Annotated in this window: 23 protein-coding genes; 8 read left to right on the forward strand and 15 right to left on the reverse strand. The window is 70.7% G+C overall.

Features of this window, described 5'->3' with window-relative positions:
* The 3 genes from G537_RS44440 to G537_RS44445 form a co-directional block, all read left to right on the forward strand.
* On the forward strand, window positions 1-394 hold a 394-nt coding region (locus G537_RS44440), incomplete at its 5' end, for a hypothetical protein (protein ID WP_034853885.1).
* Window positions 395-505: 111 nt separating this feature from the next.
* Window positions 506-1,336: a GspH/FimT family pseudopilin gene (locus G537_RS42610; RefSeq protein WP_162146186.1), complete on the forward strand. Its 831-nt coding sequence runs from the start codon at window positions 506-508 to the stop codon at window positions 1,334-1,336.
* Window positions 1,333-1,956: a prepilin-type N-terminal cleavage/methylation domain-containing protein gene (locus G537_RS44445; RefSeq protein ID WP_026873684.1), complete on the forward strand. Its 624-nt coding sequence runs from the start codon at window positions 1,333-1,335 to the stop codon at window positions 1,954-1,956. Before G537_RS42610 ends, G537_RS44445 begins: the two co-directional genes overlap by 4 nt.
* On the opposite strand, the gene G537_RS0133110 is transcribed toward G537_RS44445, so the two are convergent.
* Genes G537_RS0133110 through G537_RS42620 form a run of 6 tightly spaced genes read right to left on the reverse strand, consistent with a single transcriptional unit; the run spans window position 1,953 to window position 7,908 of the window.
* The gene (locus G537_RS0133110) at window positions 1,953-2,777 is read right to left on the reverse strand and encodes a hypothetical protein (protein WP_026873685.1); all 825 of its coding nucleotides are present in this window, start codon (window positions 2,775-2,777) and stop codon (window positions 1,953-1,955) included. The two genes, G537_RS44445 and G537_RS0133110, sit on opposite strands and share 4 nt — an antisense overlap.
* A gap of 26 nt (window positions 2,778-2,803) precedes the next feature.
* Entirely contained in the window at window positions 2,804-4,024 is a 1,221-nt protein-coding gene (locus G537_RS0133115) for a type II secretion system F family protein (protein ID WP_026873686.1), read from the reverse strand.
* 3 nt (window positions 4,025-4,027) lie between these two features.
* The gene (locus tag G537_RS0133120) at window positions 4,028-5,710 is read right to left on the reverse strand and encodes a GspE/PulE family protein (protein WP_034853887.1); all 1,683 of its coding nucleotides are present in this window, start codon (window positions 5,708-5,710) and stop codon (window positions 4,028-4,030) included.
* A 13-nt stretch (window positions 5,711-5,723) separates the two neighbouring features.
* Window positions 5,724-6,302 carry a hypothetical protein gene (locus tag G537_RS42615; protein WP_026873688.1) on the reverse strand — a complete coding sequence of 193 codons (579 nt, stop codon included), beginning with the start codon at window positions 6,300-6,302 and terminating at the stop codon, window positions 5,724-5,726.
* Window positions 6,299-6,859: a type II secretion system protein GspM gene (gene gspM / locus G537_RS0133130; RefSeq protein WP_026873689.1), complete on the reverse strand. Its 561-nt coding sequence runs from the start codon at window positions 6,857-6,859 to the stop codon at window positions 6,299-6,301. The genes G537_RS42615 and gspM overlap by 4 nt, the downstream gene beginning before the upstream one ends.
* Window positions 6,860-6,861: 2 nt before the next feature.
* Complete coding sequence (locus G537_RS42620) at window positions 6,862-7,908, reverse strand: PilN domain-containing protein (RefSeq protein WP_051249443.1); 1,047 nt, start codon at window positions 7,906-7,908, stop codon at window positions 6,862-6,864.
* A gap of 428 nt (window positions 7,909-8,336) precedes the next feature.
* Between G537_RS42620 and G537_RS43320 the strand changes: the two genes are divergently transcribed.
* Entirely contained in the window at window positions 8,337-9,443 is a 1,107-nt protein-coding gene (locus G537_RS43320; protein WP_162146187.1) for a glycosyl hydrolase family 28-related protein, read from the forward strand.
* A gap of 663 nt (window positions 9,444-10,106) precedes the next feature.
* Here G537_RS43320 and G537_RS44155 read toward each other — a convergent pair.
* From G537_RS44155 to G537_RS0133165, 5 genes are read right to left on the reverse strand one after another with little or no spacing between them, the layout of a single operon-like run.
* A complete protein-coding gene (locus tag G537_RS44155) occupies window positions 10,107-10,343 on the reverse strand; it encodes a hypothetical protein (RefSeq protein WP_155888896.1) in 237 nt (78 codons plus the stop codon).
* Between the two features lie 8 nt (window positions 10,344-10,351).
* On the reverse strand, window positions 10,352-10,780 hold the full coding sequence (locus tag G537_RS43325) for a colicin D domain-containing protein (RefSeq protein WP_162146188.1): 429 nt from the start codon (window positions 10,778-10,780) through the stop codon (window positions 10,352-10,354).
* A 43-nt stretch (window positions 10,781-10,823) separates the two neighbouring features.
* Complete coding sequence (locus G537_RS0133155; protein WP_026873692.1) at window positions 10,824-12,059, reverse strand: RHS repeat-associated core domain-containing protein; 1,236 nt, start codon at window positions 12,057-12,059, stop codon at window positions 10,824-10,826.
* A gap of 16 nt (window positions 12,060-12,075) precedes the next feature.
* Window positions 12,076-12,882, reverse strand: a complete 807-nt coding sequence (locus G537_RS0133160) for an RHS repeat protein (protein ID WP_026873693.1) — start codon at window positions 12,880-12,882, stop codon at window positions 12,076-12,078.
* Between the two features lie 28 nt (window positions 12,883-12,910).
* Window positions 12,911-13,756 (reverse strand): toxin TcdB middle/N-terminal domain-containing protein, encoded by an 846-nt coding sequence (locus G537_RS0133165; RefSeq protein ID WP_155888897.1) that lies wholly within the window; start codon window positions 13,754-13,756, stop codon window positions 12,911-12,913.
* A gap of 584 nt (window positions 13,757-14,340) precedes the next feature.
* Between G537_RS0133165 and G537_RS0133170 the strand changes: the two genes are divergently transcribed.
* The gene (locus tag G537_RS0133170; protein WP_026873695.1) at window positions 14,341-15,300 is read left to right on the forward strand and encodes an ornithine cyclodeaminase family protein; all 960 of its coding nucleotides are present in this window, start codon (window positions 14,341-14,343) and stop codon (window positions 15,298-15,300) included.
* Window positions 15,301-15,307: 7 nt separating this feature from the next.
* Here G537_RS0133170 and G537_RS0133175 read toward each other — a convergent pair whose 3' ends face one another.
* The 4 genes from G537_RS0133175 to G537_RS0133190 are packed head-to-tail and all read right to left on the reverse strand — an operon-like array spanning window position 15,308 to window position 18,762.
* Complete coding sequence (locus G537_RS0133175) at window positions 15,308-16,447, reverse strand: aminotransferase class I/II-fold pyridoxal phosphate-dependent enzyme (RefSeq protein WP_026873696.1); 1,140 nt, start codon at window positions 16,445-16,447, stop codon at window positions 15,308-15,310.
* 37 nt (window positions 16,448-16,484) lie between these two features.
* Entirely contained in the window at window positions 16,485-17,180 is a 696-nt protein-coding gene (locus tag G537_RS0133180; protein ID WP_026873697.1) for an ABC transporter permease, read from the reverse strand.
* On the reverse strand, window positions 17,177-17,896 hold the full coding sequence (locus G537_RS0133185) for an ABC transporter permease subunit (protein ID WP_026873698.1): 720 nt from the start codon (window positions 17,894-17,896) through the stop codon (window positions 17,177-17,179). Before G537_RS0133185 ends, G537_RS0133180 begins: the two co-directional genes overlap by 4 nt.
* Window positions 17,893-18,762, reverse strand: coding sequence for a transporter substrate-binding domain-containing protein (locus tag G537_RS0133190; protein WP_026873699.1), 870 nt, complete (start codon window positions 18,760-18,762; stop codon window positions 17,893-17,895). The genes G537_RS0133185 and G537_RS0133190 overlap by 4 nt, the downstream gene beginning before the upstream one ends.
* 235 nt (window positions 18,763-18,997) lie before the next feature.
* On the opposite strand from G537_RS0133190, the gene G537_RS0133195 reads away from it, so the two are divergent.
* Genes G537_RS0133195 through G537_RS0133205 form a run of 3 tightly spaced genes read left to right on the forward strand, consistent with a single transcriptional unit; the run spans window position 18,998 to window position 21,731 of the window.
* Window positions 18,998-20,431: an aldehyde dehydrogenase family protein gene (locus G537_RS0133195; RefSeq protein ID WP_026873700.1), complete on the forward strand. Its 1,434-nt coding sequence runs from the start codon at window positions 18,998-19,000 to the stop codon at window positions 20,429-20,431.
* Window positions 20,431-21,216 (forward strand): ATP-binding cassette domain-containing protein, encoded by a 786-nt coding sequence (locus G537_RS0133200; RefSeq protein ID WP_051249444.1) that lies wholly within the window; start codon window positions 20,431-20,433, stop codon window positions 21,214-21,216. The genes G537_RS0133195 and G537_RS0133200 overlap by 1 nt, the downstream gene beginning before the upstream one ends.
* Window positions 21,217-21,260: 44 nt before the next feature.
* Window positions 21,261-21,731, forward strand: coding sequence for a cupin domain-containing protein (locus G537_RS0133205; RefSeq protein ID WP_034853890.1), 471 nt, complete (start codon window positions 21,261-21,263; stop codon window positions 21,729-21,731).
* Window position 21,732: the final 1 nt, after the last annotated feature.

The following is a 21,732-nucleotide window of genomic DNA, read 5'->3' on the forward strand; positions in this document are numbered from 1 at the left end:
GGTCGAGGACCGCCCGGTGGGCTCGGTCGTGGCCGGGCTCGTCTGCGGCCTCGGCCTGGCCGGGGACTGGCGCCGCCGGACGCCGCGCTGCGGCAAAGGCCCGTCTCCGGGCCGGCCGGACGGCAGCCCGGAGGAGATCCGGGCCGAGCGCGCCCGCCGCCGGGCCGCGGTCGCCGCCGTGATCGAACAGGCCATCGCCGACCTCGCCCCTGCCGACCGGGCCGCCGACCTCAAGGCGGGGCTGGCGATCCGGATGCAGGAGCCCGATGTCGACACGCTGCTCGACACCGTGAGCATCGGCCGGGCCGTGATCCGCCTGTGCCGCTCCCTCGCCTTCGACATCTGGAACGACGTCGACGACTATCTCGACCGCCCCGCCCCCGACACCGGGTGAGCGGCCGGGGCGTCGCGGTGGCGGTGCGCCCTCGACCGCTGGGCTGAGACTCCCTATGGCCCATGCTTGGCGATATGATCTCGGCACCATCGGCAACCCATCGGGCGGATCGTGCGACGTTTCAGGCCCCCTCCCGGGTCGGCCGGCTTCACCCTGATCGAGATGCTGATCGTGCTCGTGATCCTCGGGCTGGCGATGGCCGTGGTCGGGCTGGCCGTGCCGGATTGGCGCGCCCGCTCGGCGCTGCGCGAGGCCGGCGCCGGGCTGGAGCGGCTGCTGGCGCAGGCGCGCGGCACCGCCTTGCGGCGGCAGAGTCCCGTGCTGGTCCGCTTCGATCCCGAGGACCGGCGCATCGGCATCCCTGCGCTCGACCGCTGGCAGGCGGTGCCGGACGGGGCCGTGCCGAGCCTCACCGGCGCTGCCGTCGCGCTTGGCGGCGACGCCCCTGCCCTGCTGTTCCTCGGCGACGGGTCGATCAGCGGCGGCGTCCTGACGCTCAGCCGCGGCGATCACCGCCTGGCTGACCGGCACCGTCCGGCAGGAGGATGCGCCGTGACCCGGACGCGGCGCGAGGCCGGCTTCACCCTGGTCGAGGTGCTGGTGGCCCTGGCCGTGCTGGGCGGCGTCGCCGCCACGGCCCTGGTGCTGCTGGTGTCGAGCCGCGACCGGGACGCCCGCGCGACCGCGCAGGCCCGGGCCACCCTGGCGGCCGAGGCGATCCTGGAGCGGGTCGGGCTGGACCTGCCGCTGGCGCCGCGCAGCGCCAACGGCCGCCTCGCCGACGGCAGCGCCTGGTCGCTCGCCATCGCCCCCTGGCGCGAGGAGGGGATGCCGCAGGCGCCGGGCCAGCCCGGGCTGCTGTCGGTCACCGTCCGGGTGGCGCCGCGGCGCGGGCCGGCGGTCCAGCTCACCACCCTCCGCGCTGCAGGGCTGCCGCCGTGACGGGCCGGCGCCGCGAACGCGGCTTCACCCTGGTCGAGGTGCTGGTGGCGCTGGTCCTGGCCGGGCTGGTGGTCGCCGCCGCCGTCGGGCTGCCGAACCTGTTCGCCCGCTTCGACCAGCAGTCGCGGCAGGCGGCGGAGCTGCGCGACCGCGTGGCCGCCGCCGGCCGGCTGCTGCGCGCCCTGGCCGAAGGCGCGGTGCCGGACCTGTCGCGCGAGGAGACTGCCGAGCCGGCCGACGCGGCGGGGCTGACCCTGTTGTCCTGGGGGCCGCCGATCCTGGCGCTCGACCGGCCGACCCCGCTGACCCTGCGGGTGGTGCAGGCCGACGGCCGGGCCGCGCTGCGGCTGTCCTGGACCGATCCCGGGACGGGCACGGCGCGGGAGGAGACGGTGCTGGACGGCGCCCGCTCGATCCGCCTGTCCTATTTCGCAACCGGGGGCAACGGCGGCAGCTGGCGGTCCGACTGGGCCCGGCCCTGGGCGCTGCCGGCGGCGGTGCTGCTGCGCATCGACGCGCCGGAGCTCGGCCCCCCGATCGACCTGATCGCCCGCACCCGCGCCCGGCTGCCGGAGGCCTGCCTGGCTCTGCCGCAGGAGCCGGCCTGCCGGCCGGGCTAGCCGCCGCAGGCGATCTCCGCCGGCTCGCCCTGGTCGCGCTGCGACAGGATCCGGATGTTCGGCGCCCGCGCCGACAGCAGGATCACGGCCTCGCGGGCGACACGCGCGCCGCGCGGCGTGGCGGCCTCGGCCCGCAGCCGGTAGACCGGCTCCTCATCGGCCAGGAAGCGCTGCAGATGGGCGAGGCGCGGATCGGCGGCCCCGGTCCAGCCGCCACGCAGCGCCTCGACATCGGCGCCGGTCACGCCGGGCAGCCGGTGCAGCCCCTGCTCCGCCAGGCCGACGGCGGAAAGGCCGCGGCTGCCGGTCAGCACCGTGAAGCGGTCCTCGAACAGCCGTGCCACCGGCGTCAGCCGGGCGCAGGGCGGCAGCAGCGCGAGCACGCTCGGCAGCGGCGCCGGCTGCCGCCGCGCCGCCTCGATCCGCTGCAGCGCTCGCTCGCGGAGATCCGGCGACACCGGCAGGCCGTCGAGCAGGGTCTGGATCAGCTCCATCGAGCCGGCATTGAGGTCGGCCCGGCCGCTCTCGCGCAGGAAGGACAGGCGAATCTCGGTGCCGGCGAAGCGCCACGGCACCGGCGCCGGCGAGGCCAGCATGCGTTTCAGGAGCGGGTCGTCCTCGGTGCGCAGCGCCTGGACCAGCCGGGCGATGCCGGCATCGGCGAGGGCGCGGGCCCGGGCCACCTCGCCCGCCGCGGCGGCGGTGCCGACCCCGGTGCGGCTCCGCTCCAGCAGCACCAGCGCCGCGGTGGCGACCGCCCCGACGATCACCAGCACCAGGATCAGGACGAAGCCCCGCTGGCGATCACGACGCGCGTTCATGCCGGGCGCCTCATTCGCATGCGGGATCAGAGCGCCAGGTCGTTGATGCCGAGGATGGCCAGCAGGATCGACATGACGATCCCCCCGACGGCGAGGCCCAGGACGATGATCAGCGTCGGCTCCAAGAGGCCGACCAGGCGCTTGACCGAGGTCTCCAGCTCCTGCTCGTAGGCGTCCGCCACATGGCCGGCGGTGAGGTCGATGCGGCCGGTCTCCTCCCCCACCTTCAGCATCTGCACCGCGAAGTCGGGGAACAGCCCGGTCGCCGCCAGCGGCTCCGACAGGCCGCGGCCCTGGCGCACGCCGGTGACCACGGTGTCGAGCGCCGCCGCCACGGCCCGGTTCGGCACCACGTCGCGCGACAGGATCAGCGCGTTCGGCAGGTCGACGCCGTTGCCGGCCAGGGTCGCGAGCGTCCGGCAGAACCGCGCCGTCACCAGGATGCGCAGCAGCGGCGCCACCACGGGCAGGCGCAGCAGCGCGCGGTCCCAGAGGAGGCGCGGTCCGGGCAGCGCCAGCGCCTGGCGCAGCAGCAGGGCGCCGGCGAGGGCGGCGAGCAAGATCAGCCAGCCCCAGCCCTGCAGGAAGCGGCCGAGGGCGACGACGATCGCAGTCGGCACCGGCAGCTCCGCCCCGGCGTCGCGGAACACCGTCTCGAACTGGGGCACGACATAGGTCAGGAGCAGGGCGATCGAGGCCAGCGCCACCACGACCAGCAGCACCGGGTACAGCATCGCCGAGGCGACGGTGTCGCGGATCTTCTGGGAGCGCTCGCGCAGATCGGCCAGCCGGTCCAGCACCAGGGCCAGCGTGCCCGAGGTCTCGCCGGCCCGGACCATGTTGACGGCGAGGCGCGGGAAGACCGGCCCCTGGGCGTCGAGCGCGGCGCTGAGGCTGTGGCCGGCGCGCACGCTGTCGAGGATCGGCTGCGCCAGCCGGCCGATCGCGCCGCCGCGCCGGCCCGAGGCTCCGGCGCCGCCCGTCATGGTCATCAGCGCCCGCTCCAGCGGCTGGCCGGCGGTGAGCAGGATGGCGAGCTGGCGGATGAAGGTGGTCACCTCCTTCGGCCGCACCCGGCCGAAGCCGCGCCGGGCCCGCGGCCGGGCGCCGTGGACCGGCGTCGCCTCCAGCGGGAACTGGCCGAGCTGCTGCAGGTGCCGGATCACCGCGGCCTCGTCGGCGGCCTCGAGCTGGCCCTCGATCAGGTTGCCGGCCCCGTCCGCGGCCTTGAAGGCGAAGAGCGGCATCGCCTACCCCTCCTCGGTGACGCGGCGCACTTCCTCCAGCGTCGTCAGCCCGGCCAGGGCCTTGGCGACGCCGTCCTGGAACATGGTGCGCATGCCGGCGGCACAGGCGATGCGGGTCAGCTCGGCGGTCGAGATCCGCCGGTGCAGCGCCTCGCGGACCGCGTCGGTCAGCTCGAAGAACTCGAAGATGCCGATCCGGCTGGTGTAGCCGAGGCCGTCGCAGGAAGGGCAGCCGACGGCGCGGTGCAGCGTGGCCTCGGCGTCCCCGGGCATTCCCATCTGGCCCAGCTCCTCGGCCGAGGCCCGGTACGGGCTGCGGCAGGCGGCGCAGAGCTGGCGGACCAGGCGCTGGCCGATCACGCCCCGGATGGTCGAGGTCAGGAGATAGCCGTCGACGCCCATGTCGAGCAGCCGGTTGATCGCGCCGGTGGCGCTGTTGGTGTGCAGCGTCGACAGCACCAGATGGCCGGTCAGCGCGGCATGCACCGCGATGTTCGCCGTCTCCCCGTCGCGGATCTCGCCGACCATGATCACGTCCGGGTCGTGGCGCAGGCTCGACCGCAGCACCCGGGCGAAGTCGAGCCCGATCTGCGGCTGGACATTGGTCTGGTTGATGCCGGGGATCTGGTATTCGATCGGGTCCTCGACAGTCAGGATCTTGCGGCTCGGCTGGTTCAGGATGCGCAAAGCGGCATAGAGCGTCGTGGTCTTGCCGCTGCCGGTCGGGCCGGTGACCAGGAGGATGCCGTGCGGATGCGCCAGGTGGCGGCGGAGGCCGGCCTCCTCGGCCGCGGGCAGGCCGAGCTCGCCGAGGTCGAGCGCCATGCCCTTGGTGTCCAGCAGGCGGATGACGACGGCTTCGCCGTGCATCGTCGGCATGGTGGCGACGCGCATGTCGACCTTCTGGCCGCCGGCGGTGAAGCGCGCCCGTCCGTCCTGCGGCAGCCGGCGCTCGGCGATGTCGAGCCGCGCCAGGATCTTGATCCGGCTGACCAGGGCCGGACCCAGCTTCGCCGGCGGCGCCTTCATGTCCTTCAAGAGGCCATGGATGCGGTAGCGCAGCTTCAGCTGCTCGCGATAGGTCTCGAGATGGATGTCGGAGGCCTGCAGCCGCATCGCGTCGGCGATGATCTGGTTGACCAGGCGGATGACCGGCGCCTCCTGCGCCAGGTCGCGGAGCTGCTCGACATCGGGGTCTCCCGCCGCATCGGCCTCGATCTCGGCACCGTCGGCGATGCGCTCGACGCCGGACCGGCCGCCTTCGTACCAGCGGGCGAAGGCCTCGGCGAGGTCGTCCTCGGCCGCGACCACCGGCGTGACCGGCCGGCCCAGCGCCATCGCCACCGCCCGCAGGGCGAAGCCGTCGCCGGGATCGGCCATGGCCAGGGTCACCCCGTCTTCGCCTTCCGCCAGCGGCAGGATCCTGGAGTCCTTGAGGAACCGCACCGGCAGCCGGTCGGCCAGGACCGGCGCGTCCGGGAAGTCGGCCCGGCCGGCGAGCGGCAGGCCGTATTGGATCGACAGCGTCTGGGCGTAGTCCCGGCCCGACACCAGCCCCAGCCGCGTCACCAGCGCGGCCACCGGCTCGGACGACGCCTCCTCCAGCCGCGCCAGCCGGGCGATATCGTCGGGGCCGAGCTTGCCGAGCTCGACCAGGATGTCGACCAGGGACCGGACCTGATCCATCAGCGATCCCTCGTCATTGCAGCGGCACCATCCCGCCCGGATTGGCCGCGTCGCCGACCGGGCGCGGGGCGAACAGCACGTGCTTGGCGTCGCCGGCCGGGCTGGTCAGGCGCACGGCGGTCGGGCTGATCGTCTCGACGTGCCAGCCGCCGGCGTCGTCGCCCTGCCGGGCGGTGACGACGGGGCCGCCGGCCCGCGGCTTCAACAGGACGAAGGGGCCCTCCGGCCGCTGCACGATGCCGACCAGCACGAACTCCGTCCGCTCGACCGGCGGCGGCGCGGGTTCCGGCACCGCCTCGATCATCGGGGTGGGCGCCGGCTCGGCGACGGGCTCGGGCGGCGGCGGGCGCCGGGTGGCGGCGAAGAGCGGCCGGGCGGTGGTCTCGGTCAGGGCCTCCAGCGGGGCCAGCCGCGCCGGCTCCACCGGCGTGGCGGCCGGCAGCGGTTCCGCCAGATCGGGGACAGCCGGGGCGTCGGCCCGCTCGACGGCGGCGACCGGCGCCGCGGACTGGTCGGGCAACAGCAGGGCGACAGGCACCGCGATCCCGCCGACGGCCAGGATGATCCAGGTCAGGGGACTCCAGGACCTCACGTCGCCCCTCCCGCCCCGGGCCGGTAGCCATAGACGTCGAAGGTGACGGACAGGACCGGGTCCGCCGTCTCCCGGTCCTCCGTCCGGATCTGCAGCGCGTCGACGAACAGGCTCGGCTGCCCGGCCTCGAGCGCGTGGAGGATGCGCTGCAGCGGGCCGATGCGGGTCGACAGCGACACCCGAAGCCCGATGCGCTGATAGGCCCCCTCGGCCCGTGCCGGCAGCACCAGCACGTTGTCGATCTGCGCCTCGGACCGGGCAGCGACGTCGCCGACCAGGCGCTGAAGCTCGGCGCCGCTGATCGCGGCGCCGGCGCCGCCGAGGAAGCGCTCGCCTTGCCCCAGCCCGGCCTTCAGCGCGTCGCGCCGGGCGGCGAGATCGGGCCGCGTGGCGGCGATCGTCTCGAACCGGGCGGCGGTGTCGGCCAGCGTGGCGGCCTCGGCATCGGCCCGCCACAGCCCGGACAGCGCGATGCCGAGCCCGGCGAGCGGGATCGCCACCAGGGCGACCAGCAGGGCCAGGGCGAGCCAGCGGGCGGGGAAGCGGAGCGACGCCATGCTCAGGGCTCCAGCCGCGGTTCGATGCGGGCGCCGACGCTGAACCGGTCGCGACCGGTGTCCCGGTCTCGCGTGCTCGGGGCCAGGAAACGGGTATCGGCGAAGCGGCCGGAGCCTTCGAGCACGCCGATCAGAGCGGAGGCGTCGGCGGCGCTGCCGCCGGCCCGCAGGCTCGTGTCGGCGATCGACAGGTCGGTCAGCCAGACGTCGTCGGGCAGCAGCCGGCTGACGGATTCGAGCACGATCGACGCCGCCGGGACGGACCGGCGCCTGTCGTCGAGGAAGCGCTGGCTGTCCGACAGATCGGCGATCTCCTGCCGCAGTTGCCGCACCTCCTCCACCGCCGGCCGCGCCGCCGCGATCCGGGCCTGCAGCGCCGCGATCTCGCGGCCACGCTCCCAGCTCTGCCAACCGATCCAGCCGCCGGCGCCGATCACCGCCGCCGCGAACAGAGCGGCCGCCGCCAGTGCCGCGCGCCGCAGCCGGCGGCGACCCGCCGCCGCGCGATCCTCACCGGGCGGCAGCAGGATGCGCCTGCCCTCCGGCCCGTCCAGCTCGATGGCCACGATCGGCACATCGAACTCCGCCAGGGCACGCCGGGCCGGCTCGACCGCAGAATCCGGCACCACGGTCAGCTCGATCTCGATCTTGCGCCCGCCCTCGGCGCGGCGCAGCACCTGCGCGGCGAGCCACACCCGGTCGCCCGGCCAGGGCATCAGCCGGTCCATCTCCCGGCGCAAGAGCTGCGGCAAGGTCGCCGTGGCCGCCGCGGGCAAGGTGAGATCACGGGACAGACCGGCTTCGGACTGGAGGCGCAGGACGACCGGCCGCCGCCGATTGTGCGCGGCCCAGTCTGCCAAGCCCCTGACCCTGGATCCCGTCTCCACCACCCAGCCATGGTCGGTCGACCGTGTCACCGGCAGCCGGTGGCGCGGACCGATGGTGCCCGTCAGCCGCTCGGGCAGGAACCCCGACAGCTCGCCGAACCACCATGCGACGAAGCGGCCCCAGGACCGGTGAAGCAGGTGAAACGGGGACGACTGCGACATGGGTCAGCCTGAAAAACGGCCTGGATCAGGCGCGGAGAATATTCCGCCCATAGAAGTCGAAGGACGGCTGCGCTGCAAGGGCCGATGCGACGCCAGACACGGACGAAAACCGCCGGACGTACATCGCCACCCGCGATCGCGGCTGCGGCGGCGCCGAGGCCATCCCCTCCCATTCGTGTTCGCGAATGGGCCCTCCCTCTCCCCGGGAGAGGGAAGAAAGTCCGGCGCTCCGATACGCCCCAGGCAGAAGGGCCAGCTCCGTGGCATCGTCGCGCGACAGGCCCGGCACCGCGCCTTTGGCCAGGGCACGCAGCAGCCGGCCAGGCAGGAGGAAAACGCCGTCTGCCCTTGGTAAACATTTTGTCCTGTTCCCCAAATGTTCTCATCCGGTTAGAGTCGATCTTGCGATCAGCGACGGGAGAGTCTCGATGCCGGAGAGCGCGGAGAACGTGACCTACGGCTTCAACCCCGGATCCGTCCTGCGGACCGTGGCGGCGCGGCTGCAGGAGGTCGCCTCGGCCAAGGATTTCGGGGCGAAGGGGGACGGCACGGCCGACGATACCGCGGCGCTAAAGACCGCAGCCGCCTATCTGGCGGGCCGCCCCGAAGGCGGTATCCTGTATCTGCCGTCGGGCGACTATCTCGTGACCGACACGGTGTTGTTCCACGGAAACGGGGTCTCGTTCCTGGGCGCCTGGCCGTCGACACGGATCATCAACGGCGCCGCCGATAAACCGGCGATCCAGTTCGGCGACGGCATCGGCATCAACTATCGATGCAGCGTCGAAGGCCTCGTCTTCGGGCAGAAGGCTGGGGTCACGGCCGGCGGCGGCAATTGCGGCCTGCGGCTGGTGAAGCAGCACAACGCCGTGGTCCGGGACGTGGAATGCTATTCGTTCCCGTCGAGGCTGCACCGCGGCATCGTCATCGAGGATTTCGCCGCGGCCGAGCTGCTCAACGTCAACGCCCAGGACATGATGGATGTCGGCATCTCGATCACCGACGGGCTGGACGTGCACGGCTTCCACCTGCGCTCCGACAACAACGACACCGTCGGCTTCGACATCGTCGACAGCGAAGGCATGTACATCGTGAACGGGACGGCCTACGGCAACGCCGCCAATGGCTGGCGGATCCGCAACGGCGCCAAGGCGGACAGCTATCACCAGTTCTACGTGAACTGTGTCGGCGACACCAACGGCACGACCAACTGGCAGATCGAGGGGCTGAAGCGCAGCACTTCACCGCCTGCTGGGGCGCGACGCAGAAGAGCACCGGGGTCGCCCCCTATGCCAGCGGCTTCCTGCTGGTCGGCGGCGGGTGCGAGAGCATCCTGTTCAACGGCTGCTGGGCGATCAGCAACAACGCCCACAGCATCCAGCTGTATCGTGACCCGGCGACCTGGACAGCGCCGAAGGACATCGTCATCGACGGCTGCATGGTCGGCACCCGCTCGGGCACCAATGCGGGCAACGGGCGCTCGGGCGCCGGCTACGGCATCTTCGTCGACACCGGCTGCGTCGGCATCAACGTGACGGGCGGGGATGCCCGCGGCAACACCAGCGGCGCGCTGCTGATCGCGGCCAATGCGGAGTGCCGGGTGACCGCGCTCGCCGGATATTCCTGACGAACTCGTGGGCTGGGCGCAGGCAGGGATCCACTGCCTGCGCCGGGGTCGCGTGTGTTGCGAATTGCAGCATCTGCTGTTTTTGGCGAGATGCGGGACGCCGCCACTGCTCGATCCGTCGCCCAGGACAGCAGGGCGCACTGTCCGGCTCGACTGTGGCGCCCGTGAGGCTCAGCTCGAACCGTCCGGCACCGCCCGCCGACGATCGAGCGCCAGAGGAATATGAAGCCGCTTTACCGCCCTTGCGGCAAGGGTGCGCCTCTGCCGCAAGGGCGTCAATCAACCTGACCTGCGCGAACTATCGGAGCTCACATCGGCGGTGCAGTCCAACGTTCGGACGTACCAATCAAGTGCACTATTACCGAATTCCTTCGTGGTTGGGAACTTCATCGATGCTCTCCTCACGGACGAATTGGCGTGATCGCTCTCCAGCAGCTGCCAACCGTACACCATTGACGCAGAGCCCTGATCCCGGCCTGTTCTGATGTCACCTTCCATTTTTGCACTATCTCGATTCGGCTATACGGACGATAAGCTATCTATTATTGAATTCGCCGATTTAGTCGAACGATTAATCTCCATAAAGCCGAACTAATTCAGAGCGCGCCTCCTCAAGAGCGGATTTGTATTCGCTCGAGAACAATAGGTTAATCTGCTTTTCAAGCTTGCCCTCAAGTCGCCATAACGCCTTTAGTTCCGCAGGATGGTCCGTTGGGAGGTTTTGAGCGTCATCGGTTCGAGCAAGCCACTCAAACAGCACCAACGCTTCAGCTGGGGTCAGCGTGATTGTGACGTCATCCTGTTCCATGATCCACCCTACCAAAGAACGCCACGAGCTAAAACATCATTGAGCTGTCTCGGCCCGAGCGAAAAGCCAGTCACGAAATTCCCCGCCGGCCCCTCAACAACGTTAAGACCGGTGCTCGGATCTACATGATGAGTAAATCCTGGTTGGCCATGATACTTACCTTTAATACTCTGCACTCCTGGACTGTTGATAAAAGATGTCACCTTTTCCTGCAACTCTGCTGCCTTGGTTGGATTCCAATTTCCTGACAGGCCGAAATCTTCGCCATGTTTTGTAAATGCCTTCTGTAATGATCTTTCCGTAAACGTTAGGACTTTGCCGGGCGTAGGCGCCGCTGCCGCACTCAAGCTTCTCGGCACACTCGCCAGAGGACCCGTCAGCGCGCCCGCAGCGGGCGCAAGCTCTTGAGCAGCCTGTTTGCCAATCAGGCGTCCCAACAGTTTAGCTGACGCGACGCCAATTCCAATTCCGGTTACAACATCAATAGGGTCTATTATTGGTTTCTCTAAGCATCGGAATAATTAGGATGCGTTCTGTCGAATTCTGACGAGCGGCTCGTTGTGCATCCTCGGTATCGCCACCAACCAAATGGCGGTCGTAATTACCCTGGACCGATGGAGAACTTCCTCCAAGGGCAGACGCAGCGGTATCGGATCCGATTCGATGACCACTCGGATCACTCTGATTGATCGGATCATTGAACGCGTATGCATACCGGTTCGTCCCGACCCCCGGCAGGATTGGATCCCACCAGTCGGGCGAGATGAAGCGGCCGATCTCCGGGTCGTAGTAGCGGGCGTTGAGGTAGACGAGGCCGACCTCCGGGTCCTCCCGCTCGCCGATGAAGCCCTTGGTCTCCTCCGTCGTCCCGCCCAGCGTCTGGCTGCGCTTGCCGTAGGGCGTGTAGGTCGACCACTCCTCGAACCCGCCGCCGCTGTCGGTCACCAGCCGGATCGTGTTCAGACCGTCCCGATGCAGATAGTAGGTCGCCGCCGCAGTGCCATTGCCCACCCGCTTCACGTCGGCGTGCGGGTACTTCGTCCACACGATCGGCGCGCTCCACACCCCGGCCGCGCACACCGGCTCCACCTTCCGCTCCATGTCGGCGCCGAAGGAGTACAGCTTGGTGTCTGCCGGCGTCCCCGGGCAGGCGGCGTTCGCCGCCGTCGGCGTGGTCTTCAACCAGCGCGACCCGTCCGGGCCGTAGGTGAACCGGGTGGTCTTGCCGCCCTTGGTCACCGCGACCGGCCGGTTCTCCCCGTCCCACGCGATCTCCCGGCCGCGGCCCCGGATCATGTTCCCGGCCGCGTCGTAGTGCAGCTCCCACTGCGCCGAGCAGCTCGCGGTGTTGCGCAGGCAGGTCGGCGTGTGCGGCCGCGGGTCGGTCGGCGCCGGGTAGTCGTACCAGCCGACATGGTTCTGCACCGTCATGTTCCCGGCCAGGTCATAGGCGAAGCCCAGGACCCGGGTGGGATCCTGCGTGTTCTCCGCCCGCACCAGCCGGAACAGCCCGTCATAGGTGTAGGTCCAGTGCTCCTCCTGCTTGACCGTCGAGATGTCGGCCTTCGCGATCAGGCCCTTGGCATGGTCGCAGGTATAGCCGGCATAGAACCGGCCCTGGTCCGCCCCGACGACCGTGTGCCGGACCAGAAGCCAGGCCCGGTTCGGATCGTAGGTGTCGGCCGTGCTCGCCCCGCTGGCAAAGCGCGTCAGCACCGGCTTGCCCGCCGCGTCATAGGTGATCGACGGGATCAGCCCCGGGGATCGACCTCAGCCGCCCAGCCCCGTCATAGGTGAACGGGCTGCCGCTGCTGCCGACCTTGCCGACGACGTCGTTCTCCGGATATTTCCGGCCCAGCACCCGGCCGCCGGCATCGTACTCCGTCCAGGCGGTGAAGGTCCCGGCCGGATCCGGATCGGTGCAGTAGGCGCCCTGGTTCGCCCCCGGCTGCCACACCGTCCAGCGCTGCTTCACCAGCCGGCCGGCCGCGTCGTAATCCGTGCACAGCCGCCCGAACTCGTTCCACTGCCGGACCAGATGCCCCTTGTTGTAGGTGCCGGCCGCATCGCCGTCATAGGCGTACTGAGTCACCGCCCCGCCGTCCTCCGGCTCGCCCGCCAACCGCACCCGCTTGCGCGTCACCCGGCTTAGCGCGTCATAGGCGAAGGTGATGATCGTGCCGCGCGCATCCGTCTGCCGGATCAGCCGGCCCGCCAGATCGTAGACGAAGCTGGTCTCCCCCAGATCCGGGTCCTTCGCCCAGATCCGGCGCCCCAGCGTGTCGTAGCTGTAGCTCCAAGTCGCGCCCAACGCCCCGGATGTGGTCGGATGCGGATCGCGGACTTCGACCAGCTGGTCTGCCGCGTCCCAGGTCAGGACCGTCTGCGCGACGGTGCTGTTGTCCTTCCACTGCTCGGTCGCCCGCACCCGGCCGAAGGTCCAGGTGGTGACCTGGGCGTTGAGGTCGGTCGTGGTCTTCGGCTTCAGGCAGACCGGGTCGACCTCCGCATAGGTCTTCTGCCCCAGCGCATTGGTCACCTGCGCCCGGAACAGGTGGAAGGTCGCGTCATAGGCCGTCGCCGTCCGGTTCCCCAGCGGATCGACCTCCAGCGTCCGGTTGCCCCAGCCCGTCGTAGCCGTAGGTCCAGGTCACCCATTGCGCCGCCGGGACGTCCAGCCGCCGCTGCTCCGCCGTCAGGTCGCCCTTGGTCGGCGCCACCGTGTAGCTGTCGGCCCCGTCATATTGGTACAGCGTCTGTCGTAGTGCCGTGCTCGAAGTCCCACCCGCCCCGAACAGCTTCTCATAGGCCGGCAGGCTGACGATGTAGCTGCTCGTGTTGTAGGCGAAGCCCTGGGTCTTGAACCGCTCGTCCCCGCCGCGGTCCCGGTCCCCAAGCTCGCGCAGCTCGATCACATTGCCGTAGGGGTCGAACGCCCGCTCCGTCCGCGTCGTCTTCCGCGACCCGCCGAGCACAATGTCGGTCTCGCTGGCGTTGTTGCGCGAGTAGTATGGGGCGACATTCCGCTCGTCATAGCCCTCTCGCTCCTCCTTCAGCAGCGCCGTCTGGTCGGACGAGCCGGCAAGATACCGGATCCGCCACGGCTTGCCGGCCGAGGCCAGGCTCGCCACAAAGTCGTAATAGACTCGCGGCCGTGCCGTGCCCCAGCTCTCCGGCCGCTCGGCGAAGGCCGTCTGGAACCCCAGGAACCGCCGCTCCCCGGCATGCCACATGCCGCCGCCATAGTTGAACACCGTCGTCCCGGCCGTTCCCTGGCCATTGTCCTGCGTCACCGTCAGAACCGTCTGCAGCACGAAGGGCAGATTGAGGTTCGTCCATGTCGACGAGGGCTCATAACCGACCGTGGTCACGCCGCCGATCGGATTCTGCACCCGGCTCAGCAAGTCCGGCACCGGGCCCGACGAGTACTTGATCGCGAAGCTGCGGCGTCTCCTGCGCCACCGCCCCTCCCAGCAGCGCCGCCAATATCAGCGCCGACACCGAGACCGCACGCACCATGCCCCGCGCCGGGCGCACAGCCGGACCCGACCAGACCCGAACGTCCGCCCGCATCTTTAGTCTCTCCCCACCACGCGCCGCCGGTCTCGTCTTCCTTCCGGCGCCACCCACTCTGATGGCGGGCTTCAACCGGTGCGACTCGACTCCAGACGCCGTTCCAGCACGACAGAATTCCCAAACCTGCGCAAAATCGAAACGAAGCGAGACGGCCTTTAGCCATATTTACGGAGTGGCGGCGCGATGAGCGCTGCATCCGTGCCCGTCGTCCCCGAATCCCGCTTGATCTCGGCCGATCTGTTGCACGGATGGGAAGCCGAGGACCTGCCACGACCAACGCGGCCGTGGTCGTTTGAGCCCCGTTCGGCATGGCTCTGCCAAGGCGCATCTTGGGGAAGAATCTGTCAAAACCGGACCGGAATCGGCAGCCCGTTTTCGACCGGACGGGCACGATGGCCGTCCGACCGGCAGGAGGCCTCACATGACCCGAATTGCGTCGCGGCAGCAGATCGAGAGCGTCATGCCGCAGATCGACCCGATCGAGGTGGTGGAGCAGGCGTTCCTGGCCTACAGCCGGGGGCAGGTCGTCGTGCCGCCCGTCGGCGAGCTGCTCTTCGCCGAGCCGCCCGGAGAGATGCACGTCAAATACGGCGCCGTGGCCGGCGACGACGTGTTCGCCGTCAAGATCGCGACCGGCTTCTACCGCAATCCGGCGCTGGGGCTGCCGCCCTTCGACGGGGTGGTGCTGGTGTTCAGCGCCCGGACCGGCCGGCTGGAAGCGATCCTGCTGGACGAGGGGCTCCTGACCAATCTCAGGACAGCGGCGGCCGGTGCCGTCGCCGCCCGTCATCTGGCGCCGCCGCACATCCGCTGCATCGGCATCTGCGGCTCCGGCACCCAGGCCCGGCTGCAGGCGGAGCTGCTGCGATCCGTGACCCCGTGCCGAGACGTGCTGGTCTGGGCCCGGGACGGAGAGAAAGCGGCGCGGTGCGCCGAGGATCTCGCCGCCCTCGGCTTCCGGGCGGAGCGCGCGGCCTCGGTCGCGGCGCTCGCCGCAGCCTCGGACCTGATCGTCACCACCACCGCCGCCACCGAGCCCTATCTGCTGGCCGGCCATGTCCGCCCCGGCACGCATGTCACGGCCGTTGGCTCCGACACGCCGGCGAAGACCGAGCTGGCCCCGGCCCTGCTCGGCCGCGCCGACATCGTGGTCGCCGACAGCCTGCCGCAGACGCTGGAGCGCGGCGAAATTCACCACGCCGTGGCGGCCGGCGCGCTGTCGCCGGACCGGGTGGTCGAGATCGGCGCGATCATCGCGGATCCGGCGCGCGGGCGGACGGCGCCGGAGCAGATCACCGTCGCCGACCTGACCGGCGTCGCCGCACAGGACATCTTCCTGGCGAAGGCGGTGTGCCGGGCGCTGCGGCCCGGCCCCGGCTGACGCCGCGTCAGCCCGCCTGCGGCGTCACGATGCCGAACTCGCTGCGCAGGAAACCGTCGATCCGCGCCAGCGCCTGCTCGAACTGCCCGGGCTCGCCGCCGATGCCGAGGCGCAGATGCCCCTCCATGCCGAACCAGCTGCCGGCGACGACGAAGACGCCGGTCGTCTCGCGCAGTCGGTGCGTCAGCGCCTCGGAGGCCATCGGCAGCCGATAGCGCAGGAAGGCCATCGCCCCGGCCTGCGGCGGCACCCAGTCGAAGATCCCGGGCCGACCGGCGATCCAGTCGGCCAGGTGGCCGATGTTGCGCTGAAGCAGGCGGCGGTTGCGTTCGGCGATGCGTGCCCGCCGCTCTGGCGCCAGCGACAACATCGCCAGGCGCTGGCCCAGCACATTGCTGCCGATCGTGGTGTAGTCCTGGCGACGCATCGCCTCGTCGATCAGGCTCCGGGGCGCCACCATCCAGCCGATGCGCAGCCCGGCCAGCGCCATCGCCTTGGCCAGGCCGCCGGTGACGACGACATCCGGGGCGGCGCCGAACAGGGTCCGCGTCTCCGGCCCGTCGCGCTCGGCGCCGCGGTAGATCTCGTCCGCGTGCAGGACGATGCCATGACGGGCGGCGACCACCGCCAGCCCCGCCCGTTCGGCCTCGTCGAGCACGGCGCCGGTCGGGTTGTTCGGGTTGCAGACCGAGATCAGCCGCGTCCGCGGCGTCACCGCCCGCTCCACCGCGTCGAGGTCGAGATGCCAGCGGTCGCCGTCCAGCCGCAGCGGCACCTCGCGGGCCACGGCCCCGAGCGCTCGGGCGATCCCAGGCATCTGCATGAAGTTCGGGGTGACGAAGACCATCTCGTCGCCGGGGCCGAGCAGGCTGAGCACCGTCAGGAGATTGGCCTCGGAGGATCCGGTGGTGACCAGCACCTGGTCCGGCTCGGCGCCCGGATGCAGTGCCGCGATGGCGGCGCGCAGCCCCGGCTCGCCCTCGGTGTGGCCGTAGCCGAGCGGCAGGTCGAGCAGCGCCGCGATCTCCTCCCCGCTCAGCAGCTCGCGCAGGGTGAAGGGGTGGAGGCCGCTTTCGGTCAGGTTGAACGCGACCGTGTTCTCCCACAGCGACTGGCTGCGCTCGAGCTGGAAGGTGTCGATCTGCATGGTCGGACTGCCTGTGATGGATTTGGGATGCGGCCGGTCAGCCGGCCATGGCGAAGCCGCCGCGACGCCCGATCAGCGCTTCGAGCGCGTGGACGCCGGCAGTCAGGACGGCGTTGAGCAGCAGGTAGATCGCCCCGGCGGCGACGAAGACCTCGACCGGCGCATAGGTCTCCGAGGCGATGATGCGGGCGGTGCCGGTGACCTCCAGGACGGTCACGGTGCTGGCGAGCGACGTCGCCTTGACCATCAGGATCAGCTCGTTGCCGTAGGCCGGCACCATCTGCCGCAGTGCCTGCGGGAAGATGATGCGGCGGAACCGCTGCCAGGCCGTGAAGCCGAAGGCCTGCGCCGCCTCCACCTGGCCGCGGCCGACCGACTGCAGCCCGCCGCGGATGATCTCGCTGCCATAGGCCGCGGTGTTCAGCGACAGCGCCAGCAGCGCGCACCAGTATTCGTCCCGGAACACAGGCCAAAGGAAGGAGTGGCGGATCAGGTCGAGCTGGGCCAGGCCGTAATAGACGAAGAAGATCTGCAGCAGCAGCGGCGTGCCGCGCACGACATAGACGAAGCCGTAGGCCGGCACCGCCAGCGGCCACGATCCCGACAGCCGGGCCAGCGCGATCAGCACCGCCAGCACGAAACCGGCCAGGATCGCCGCGACCGCCAATTGCAGGGTCAGCGGGACCGCCGCGACCAGCGCGGGCACCGCCTCGGCAAGCACATCCCACCTCATGCCGGGCGCCCCCGCACGATGCCGCGATTGAAGCGCTGCTCCGCCCAGTGGAAGGCGGCGTTGGACAGCGCGGTGAAGCCGAGGAAGACCAGGATCGCCAGGGTGTAGAAGACGAAGGGCAGGCGCGTGGACCCGGCGGCGATCTCGGTCGTGCGCATCAGCTCCACCAGCCCCGTCACGGAGATCAGGGCGGTGTCCTTCAGCGTCATCTGCCAGACATTGCCGAGCGACGGCAGCGCATAGCGCAGGAGCTGTGGCAGGACGACGAGGCGAAGGCGCTGCGCCGGGGACATGCCGAAGGCGCGCGCGGCTTCGATCTGGCCGGGCGGGATGGCCCGCACGGCGCCGCGGATCACTTCGCCGCTATAGGCGCCGGAGATGATGCCGATCGCGACCACGCCGGCCCCGAAGGCGTCGGCCGAGGCGGCGCCGCCATAGCCGAAGGCCTCGCCGACGGCCCGGAACAGCGCGCCGCCGCCGAAGAACAGCAGGTAGAGCACCAGCAGCTCCGGCACCCCGCGCACCACGGTGGTGTAGACGGCGGACAGCCAGCGCAAAGGGGTGACGCCGGACAGGCGGGCCGCCGCCGCCGCGGCGCCCCAGAGCAGGCCGAGGGCGAAGCCCAGCGCGGCGACCAGCAGCGTCATCGCCGCCCCTGCCGCGACGGCGCGGCCCCAGCCCTGCGGCCCGAGGCCGATCAGCTCGAACAGGCTCATTGGCCCGGGGCCTGCGGCACGGACCCGTCGAAGCCCATCCACTTCTCGCTCAGGCGCTTGATCGTGCCGTCCTCGGTGGCGGCGATGATCGCCTTGTCGAACTCGGCGCGCAGCGCGTCGCCGCCCTTGCGGAAGCCGAGCGCAATGCCCTTGCCGAGCACCCCGCCCTTGAGCGCCGGCCCGAAGACACGGAAGTCCTTCCCCTGCGCTTTCTGCCGCTCGATGAAGGTGCGGATCGAGCTGTAGCCGCTGACCACGATGTCGACCCGGCCGCTGGCGAGATCGAGATAGAGGCTCTCCTCCTTGTCGTAGACGCGCAGCTTGGCGTCCGGGAAGAGCTGGCGGACGAAGGTGGCATGGGTCGAGGCGCGCTCGACCCCGATGGTGCCGCCCTCGATGACCTCGCCGAGCGCGGCGAGGGCCGACTTCGTCTCGTCGGACATGGCGTGCAGGTCGAGGGTCCGGCCCTTGTCGACCCCGCTCTGCACGTAGCTGCTGTCGGCCGCGGCGACGAACAGCGTCGGCCCGGCATAGTAGGGCACGGAGAAGTCGATCGACTGGGCGCGCTTCTCGGTGATCGACAGCGACGCCATGATCGCGTCGAAGCGCCCGGCATTAAGCGACGGGATCATGCCGTCGAAGGCTTCCGTCACCCAGCCGCATTCGGCCTGGATCCGCGCGCAGAGGTCGGCGGCGAGGTCGACCTCGAAGCCGACCAGCTTGCCGGAGGCCTCGGTGTAGTTGAAGGGCGGATAGGCGCCGTCCGTCGCCAGCGTGATGCGCTTCTGCTCTGCGCCATGGGCGGCCTGGCCGGCGGCGAACAGCATCGCCGAGGCGAGCAGGAGACGAGGCAGGATGGTCGTCATCGTGAGCTTCCCTGATTGTCTGTTCTGATCGTGCTGCCGGTCCCGCTCCTCGCAGGGCGCGCAGAAGGCCGACGATACCCCGACCATCGGGAAGATTCGTGCAAAGAGGGGCGAACTTTGCCGAAACCTGTCCCGTTCCGCGGACAAATCGACAGCTTCTTTCCCCGGCCGGCTGGCCAGATGGCGGGGCGCGGCCGGACGCCGTGCCGTTCCCGGAACCGCCGAGAGGCACCCCGTGCAGCATTCCTCCGGACACTACATCGACGGCGCTTGGCGGGCGGGCGAGCCGGTCATCGAGCGCCGCAACCCGTCGGATCTGAGCGACCTGGTCGGCCGCCATCCGGCCGCAGGCCCTGACGAGGTCGAGGAAGCGGTGGCGGCGGCGCGGCGCGCGGCGCCGGGATGGGCCGAGGCCGCGCCGCAGGCCCGCTGCGACCTGCTGGACCGGATCGGCGCCGCGATCGCCGCCCGGGCGGAGCCGCTGGCCGAGCTGCTCTCCCGCGAGGAAGGCAAGACCCTGCCGGAGGCGCGCGCCGAGATCGCGAAGGCGTCCCACACCTTCCGCTACTTCGCCGGGGAGGCGATCCGGCAGTCCGGATACAGTCTGCGGTCGACCCGCGGCGGCGTCGATGTCGACGTCCGGCGCGAAGCGGTGGGCGTGGTCGCGCTGATCACGCCATGGAACTTCCCCTTCTCCATCCCCGCCTGGAAGACCGCCCCGGCCCTCGCCCATGGCAACTGCGTCATCCTCAAGCCGTCGGAGCTGACCTGCGGCACCGCCGCCGCCCTGGCCGCGGTGCTGGAGGAGGCGGGGACGCCGCGCGGCGTGTTCCAGATGCTGTTGGGCGAAGGCGCCGCGGGCGGCGCCCTGGTTGCGCATGACGGTGTCGACGCCGTCAGCTTCACCGGATCGGTCGAGACCGGCCGGCGCATCGCGGCCGTCGCGGCGCCGCGCGGGGCCCGGCTGCAGATGGAGCTGGGCGGCAAGAACCCTCTGGTCGTGCTGGCCGACGCCGACCTCGACAAGGCGGTGGATGCGGCGGTGCGCGGCGCCTTCCATTCGACCGGGCAGCGCTGCACCGCCTCGAGCCGGATCATCGTCGAGGCCGCAATCCATGACGTCTTCGTCGCCCGGCTGGTCGAGCGCACCGCGGCGCTCAGGGTCGGCCACGCCCTCGACCCGGCCAGCGACGTCGGGCCGATGGTCGGCGAGGCCCAGCGCCGGCGTGTCCTCGACTACATCGAATCCGGCCGGCGGGAGGCGACGCTGGCCCATGGCGGCCGCGTCCTGGAGCGGCCGACCGAGGGCCATTATCTCGAGCCCGCCCTGTTCCTCGACGGCGACATGAGCCAGCGGATCAACCGCGAGGAAGTGTTCGGGCCGGTCGCCTCGGTGTTCCGGGTGGCGGATCTCGACGAGGCGATCGCGGTCGCCAACGCCACGCCCTTCGGCCTCAGCGCCGGCATCTTCACGGCCTCGCACGCCAAGGCACGGGACTTTGTCCGGCGCCACCGCAGCGGCATGGTGATGGTCAACCTGCCGACGGTCGGGTCCGACTACCACGTCCCCTTCGGCGGCCGCGGCGCCTCGGCCTACGGGCCGAAGGAGATGGGCCTCGCCGCGGCGGAGTTCTTCACCCAGACCAAGACCGCCTACGTCGCCGACTGATGCTGCAGCCACCGCAACACCACGCCACGGCAAAGGCCGTTCCGGCGATCGAGACCCGGGCGCTCGGCAAGAGCTTCGGCCCGCTGCAGGTGCTGAGGGACGTATCCTTCCGGGCCTATGAGCATCAGGTCGTGTCGATAATCGGATCGAGCGGCTCGGGCAAGAGCACCTTCCTGCGCTGCCTCAACCTGCTCGAACACCCCGACGCGGGGGAGATCCTGGTCAAGGGCGAAGCGATCCGCGTGACCGGTCCGAAGCCGCCGCCGAGGCGGCAGGTGGAACGGCTGCGCCGGCGCTGCGCCATGGTGTTCCAGCAGTTCAACCTGTGGTCGCACTGGACCGTGCTGGAGAACGTCATGAACGTCCCGGTGCATGTCCATGGCGTGCCGCGCCCGGCCGCGCGGGAACGGGCCCTGGCGCTGCTGGCCAAGGTCGGGCTCGCCGACAAGCACGCCTCCTATCCCGCCGCCCTCTCCGGTGGCCAGCAGCAGCGCGTGGCGATCGCGCGGGCGCTGGCCGTCGACCCGGAGCTGCTGCTGTTCGACGAGCCGACCTCGGCCCTCGATCCGGAGCTGGTCGGCGAGGTCCTGACCGTGATCCGCGACCTCGCCGCCGAGGGCCGCACCATGATCGTGGTGACCCACGAGATGGGCTTCGCGCGCGAGGTCTCCGACCGCGTCGCCTTCTTCCATGGCGGCCGGGTCGAGGAGGAAGGCCCGCCCGGTGAGGTGCTGCGCCGCCCGAAGAGCGAGCGGCTGGCCGGCTTCCTCGGCGCCGTCCGCTGATCCGCGGCCGACCGGCCGCCCTTCCCGTCCGACCGGAGATACCGATGTTGAAGACATCCGCCGTCATCGACCCGTCCGCGATCGAGCCCGATCTGCGGTCGACCTATCCCGAGCATCTGCGCGGTGCCGTGCACGGGCGCCGCAAGCGCCGTCTCGGCGCCCTGGCCGGGCTGCGCCACCTCTCGGTCGTGCATGTCGAGCTGCCGCCTGGCGCCGCCTCCTCGCTCAAGGTCTGGCAGAGCCACGAGGACGAGTTCGTTCTGGTGCTGCAGGGCGAGGCCACGCTGGTGACGGACGAGGGCGAGGAGGTGATCCGCGCCGGGCAGTCGGCCGGGTTCCCGGCCGGCCGGTCCGTCGGCCACCAGATCGTCAACCGCGGCGACCGTCCGGTCGTCTTCGTCGAGGTCGCCAGCATCGCCGACGACAACGTCTCGACCTATCCGGACCACGACCTGGTCCAGGTGCCGGACGGCCGCGGCCGCCGCTTCGTGCGGCGCGACGGCTCCCCGTACTGAC

This window comes from Inquilinus limosus DSM 16000, assembly GCF_000423185.1.
Taxonomy (GTDB): Bacteria; Pseudomonadota; Alphaproteobacteria; order DSM-16000; family Inquilinaceae; genus Inquilinus; species Inquilinus limosus.